Annotated in this window: 5 protein-coding genes and 1 pseudogene; 3 read left to right on the plus strand and 3 right to left on the minus strand. The window is 70.5% G+C overall.

Going from position 1 to position 4550, the window contains the following annotated elements; all coding sequences use genetic code 11:
- A pseudogene (locus ADK55_RS37570) lies at nt 1–83 on the plus strand (IS5/IS1182 family transposase); the annotation flags it as partial.
- 13 nt (nt 84–96) lie between these two features.
- Here ADK55_RS37570 and ADK55_RS10610 read toward each other — a convergent pair.
- A complete protein-coding gene (locus tag ADK55_RS10610; protein WP_053677363.1) occupies nt 97–276 on the minus strand; it encodes a hypothetical protein in 180 nt (59 codons plus the stop codon).
- On the opposite strand from ADK55_RS10610, the gene ADK55_RS10615 reads away from it, so the two are divergent.
- On the plus strand, nt 265–867 hold the full coding sequence (locus ADK55_RS10615; protein ID WP_053677365.1) for a hypothetical protein: 603 nt from the start codon (nt 265–267) through the stop codon (nt 865–867). The genes ADK55_RS10610 and ADK55_RS10615 overlap by 12 nt on opposite strands.
- A 19-nt stretch (nt 868–886) precedes the next feature.
- On the opposite strand, the gene ADK55_RS10620 is transcribed toward ADK55_RS10615, so the two are convergent.
- On the minus strand, nt 887–2506 hold the full coding sequence (locus tag ADK55_RS10620; RefSeq protein ID WP_053677367.1) for an ABC-F family ATP-binding cassette domain-containing protein: 1620 nt from the start codon (nt 2504–2506) through the stop codon (nt 887–889).
- Between the two features lie 485 nt (nt 2507–2991).
- Here ADK55_RS10620 and ADK55_RS36245 point away from each other — a divergent pair, with 485 nt between their 5' ends.
- On the plus strand, nt 2992–3165 hold the full coding sequence (locus ADK55_RS36245; RefSeq protein ID WP_078998760.1) for a CsbD family protein: 174 nt from the start codon (nt 2992–2994) through the stop codon (nt 3163–3165).
- A gap of 567 nt (nt 3166–3732) precedes the next feature.
- Here ADK55_RS36245 and ADK55_RS10625 read toward each other — a convergent pair.
- The gene (locus tag ADK55_RS10625) at nt 3733–4101 is read right to left on the minus strand and encodes a MerR family transcriptional regulator (RefSeq protein WP_053677369.1); all 369 of its coding nucleotides are present in this window, start codon (nt 4099–4101) and stop codon (nt 3733–3735) included.
- Between the last annotated feature and the right edge of the window lie 449 nt (nt 4102–4550).

A 4550-nucleotide genomic window follows, 5' to 3' on the forward strand; every position in this document is an offset into this window, starting at 1 on the left:
TCCTGCGGAAGCTCCGCTGCAGCACCAACCGGATCACCGACATCGTCAAGGCCGTACTCGTCCTTCACCACGCCTCAACATGAGGTTGGAAAAGGCTCATTGCAGGGGTTGCTCCAACGGTGGTTTCGTCCACCCGAGCAGCCGTATCGACATCGACGGTGAGGCACGGCCCGCCTCGACTCCCTCGTAGTCAAGGCCGCCGACGCGTACGACAGCCTGGACGAGTTCCGCGACCAGTTCCGCTTCCTGGACCTGGACGGGTTCATGCGCAGCCATGGCCTCGTCACCGTGGAGGACCTGCGCGAGTCCGGCGAGTACCTCCGTACCGAGGTGAAGCTGCGCCTGCCGCCCGTCTTCGATCCGGGGCACCCCGCCAACCGGCGGACCGTCGCCGTGGTCGTCGGCGCCACCGACGACGTCGCGGGGGCGGTACGGGCGGCCCGTCTGGTCGCCGCCGCGGCCCGCGACCGTCCGCTGCCGCCGGGGTCCTTCGGGGTGCGCGTCGCGCCGTACGCGCTCGTCGCCGCCTTCCCCTCCCCCGTACCGCTGCCGCCGCCCACCGAGCCGGGGCTCACCCAGGCGCAGATCGAGAGTCTGCTGGAGGGCGCGGGCATGGCGGCGGTGCCCCGAAGACCGTCCCCGTTCCGGAAGGAAGCAGGTCCCATGCCCGACAGTCCCGTCCGCTACGTCCGCGTCAAGACCGAGGGCGTCCCCCTGACGCCTACGGCTCCTCCGGGCACCCGGACCACGTGCATACGCGGTCTCTTGGCCAACGAACTACCCGACGCGCGACGGCACCGGCATCCGGGACTACGTGCACGTCTGGGGGCCGCAGGTAGGCCCACTCGTCCAACCGGGTGCGGTTGAAACCCGCGAGTGCGGTCGCTCAGCGAACCCGCTCGACCCGGCGCTCGTCCCACACCGGCTCCGAGGTCTCCCGGACGACCCCGTCCGAGCCGAACACCAGATAGCGGTCGAAGGAACGCGCGAACCAGCGGTCGTGTGTCACCGCCAGCACCGTGCCCTCGTACGCCTCCAGCCCCTCCTGCAGAGCCTCCGCCGACTCCAGGTCCAGGTTGTCCGTCGGCTCGTCGAGGAGCAGCGCGGTGGTGCCCGCCAGTTCCAGCAGCAGGATCTGGAAACGTGCCTGCTGGCCGCCCGACAATCTGTCGAAGGGCTGGTCCCCCTGGCGTTCCAGCTCGTACCGCCGCAGTGCCGACATCGCCCCGCCCCGGTCCTTGGCATGCTCCGTCCAGAGAATGTCGACCAGGGCGCGTCCCATCAGCTCGGGGTGCGCGTGCGTCTGGGCGAAGTGCCCCGGCACAACCCGCGCCCCCAGCTTCCACTTGCCCGTGTGCCTGACGTCCTCACCCGCCAACAGCCGGAGGAAATGCGACTTCCCCGAGCCGTTCGAGCCGAGCACCGCGACGCGCTCCCCGTAGAAGACCTCCAGGGAGAACGGCTTCATCAGCCCCGTGAGCTCCACGTCCTCGCAGACCACAGCCCGTACGCCGGTGCGGCCGCCCTGCAGACGCATCCGGATGTCCTGCTTGCGCGGCGGCTCCGGCGGCGGGCCGATCTCCTCGAACTTGCGCAGCCGGGTCTTGGCCGCCTGATAGCGCGAGGCCATGTCGTCACTGCGCGCGGCGTACTGCTGGAGATCCTGCACCAGCCGCTTGAGCTGCGCCCGCTTCTCGTCCCAGCGCCGGCGCAGTTCGTCGAAGCGCGCGAACCGCTCCTCCCGCGCCTCGGGGAACGTCCCGAAGCCCCCGCCGTGCACCCACACGTCGGATCCGGCCGGACCGGGCTCCACCGCGACGATCCGCTGCGCGGCCCGTGCCAACAGCTCCCGGTCGTGGGAGATGAACAGCACCGTCTTGCGGGTCTCCTTCAGTCGCTCCTCCAGCCACCGCTTGCCGGGGACGTCCAGGTAGTTGTCCGGCTCGTCCAACAGGAGCACCTCGTCCGGGCCGCGCAGCAGCGCCTCCAGCACGAGTCGCTTCTGCTCGCCGCCCGACAGCGTCCGCACCTCGCGGAACCGGGCCCGGTCGTACGGCATGCCGAGGGCCGCCGTCGTGCAGATGTCCCAGACCGTCTCGGCCTCGTACCCACGGGCCTCGGCCCAGTCGCTGAGCGCCTGCGCGTACGCCATCTGCGCGGCCTCGTCGTCGACCGTCATGATCAGGTGCTCGGCCGTGTCCACGGCGGCCGCGGCCTTCTTGATCCGCGGCTGTGACACCGACACCAGCAGGTCGCGCACCGTGCGGCCGTCGCGCACCGAGCCGACGAACTGGTGCATGACTCCGATGCCGCCGCTGGAGGTGACGCTCCCGCTGTGCGGCTGCAGATCGCCCGAGATCAGCCGCAGCAGCGTCGTCTTGCCGGCGCCGTTGGCACCGACCAGGGCTGCCACCGACCCCTCACCCACTCTGAACGAGGCATCGCCGAGCAACACCGTCCCATCGGGCAGGTAGTACTCCAGGTGCGAGGCTTCCAGATGTCCCATGGTTCAGAATCCTCACCTGCCGTGCGCCGACGGCACAACGCGATTTCGGGAGGCGGGGCGGGCGCGGGGCGAAGGCGGGTGCCCCCGCCGCGACCGCTCAGCGCGCGCCGGGACGACGTCCACCCTGAAGTGCTCCGGAACGTTCTCCATCCGGGCGGCCGTCTCCGCGACGTCCGCGCCCTCCGCGTGCACGTAGCCGGAGGAGGGGTGCGAGGCGACTACCTGAGGGATCCGCGGAGTTGCGTGTGGTCGGCGCCGACGCGCGCGGCGACCACACTCCCGTCCGAGCGGTGACGGCGCACCAAGGCCGGACGGGCGCTCGGGTTCCGGGGCCCGAGCCGTAGGCCACCGCCCTGCCATCGCGGCCGGTGCACGCAGACGGACTGTGCGAGAAGTCGGACAGGACTCGGGGTGGGGGTTTACGGACGGAGTTCGGGAGCAGGAGGACGGTCACGACCAATCCGGTACGTCACGAGGAGGTCCCGATGTCGGGCACGGAGAAGAGCAAGGCACACGTCGAGCAGGCCAAGGGCAAGGTCAAGGAGGGTGTCGGCCGCGCCGTCGGCAACCAGCGCATGACCGCCGAAGGCCACGCAGACCAGGCCAAGGGCAACGCCCGCCAGGCCAAGGAAGACGTCAAGGACACCTTCCGCCACTGACCCACGCACGGCCTCGGCCGCTGCACCCCGCTGGGCCCCGACCTACTCCCCCAGGTCGGGGCCCAGACACGTTCGCCACCGGCCAGGAAGCCGACCACCCTCGCGCCGCACTCGACAGCCGTTCCCCGCTCGCTGGTGACGCACCCCGGGAACACCGGCCCAGCCGCAGGGTGACGCACGCCCCTGGCCGCCCACTCGCTCGACGAGCGCGGAACGGGTGTGTGCGGGGCGGCTGTTGGGCCGCCCCGCACACGGATCATCACGCATTCAACTCTGGCCCGGTCACAGGCGGCCGCCAGCCGTGGCGGTGTCGGCGGTCGCCCCCGATGTACTCCCGCTTGCCCTGGAAGACGTCGGTGCGGGGTGTCGCGGCCGGTCCCGGTGTGGACGCGGATGGTGCCGCGGCCGGCGATGCGAATGTCGTGGAAGCAGTAGGGGTTGCCGTCGGCGACCCACCACGTGCAGCGGGTCCCCGGCCGGCTCATCGGACTCATCACCACGGCCGGCGGCGTCGCCGCGACATGCTGGACCACCCACCAGCGTCGACCGTTCGACGAGACCTGCCCGTCAGGACTCTCCCGAGGGCGGGCCGGCGGCTTCGGCGGCGCGACGGTACTCGGCGTTGATCCGCTGGGCTTCCTCCAACTGATCCTCCAGAGCCACGATCCGGCAAGCGGCCTCGATCGAGGTGCCCTGGTCGACAAGCTCACGCGCGCGGGCGGCGATACGGAGCTGATAGCGGGAGTAGCGACGGTGCCCGCCCGCGGAACGCAGCGGTGTGATCAGGCGGGCATCGCCGATGGCGCGGAGGAAGCCCTGAGTGGTGCCGAGCATCTCGGCGGCCCGACCCATCGTGTAGGCGGGGTAGTCGTCGTCGTCCAGGTGGCCGCCGAGCGGGCCGGTCGGGGTTTCTGCTGTCACTGGCACCTCACTCATGAAACGCGTGGAGGGGCCCTGGCGCATGTCGCGCCAGGGCCCCGAAGGAATTGCTACACCATCCGCCGGCCCTGATACCGCGCCGGCCTTCTGTTTCCGCTGACCCGACCGAGACTCGGTCGAGGATGCGGGGATCGCGGTTGCTTGACCGGAGACCACCTCACTCACGATGTCCTGCGGTACCCGGACCCTGTCACCGCGTCCGGGCGATCCTGATGGCGCCTCGCTCCTCCGTTCATCCCTCGGATGATCAACTACCTACCTACGGGAACTGCTGTACTGCTGATACCGCGAACTGCTGGTACTGCTCCACTCGGTACTGCTCGTGGCCTGATCATGCGCCACGCCTTCGGCAGCCAGCCCCGTCGCCCATCCCGCATCCGCTCTGGCTTGGAACCCCACTGCCGAACCTCCCGATGCGCGCGCCCGCAGCCGACGCCTTCACCGAG

The sequence above is a fragment of the Streptomyces sp. WM4235 genome (assembly GCF_001279725.1).
In the GTDB taxonomy this organism is placed as follows: Bacteria; Actinomycetota; Actinomycetes; order Streptomycetales; family Streptomycetaceae; genus Streptomyces.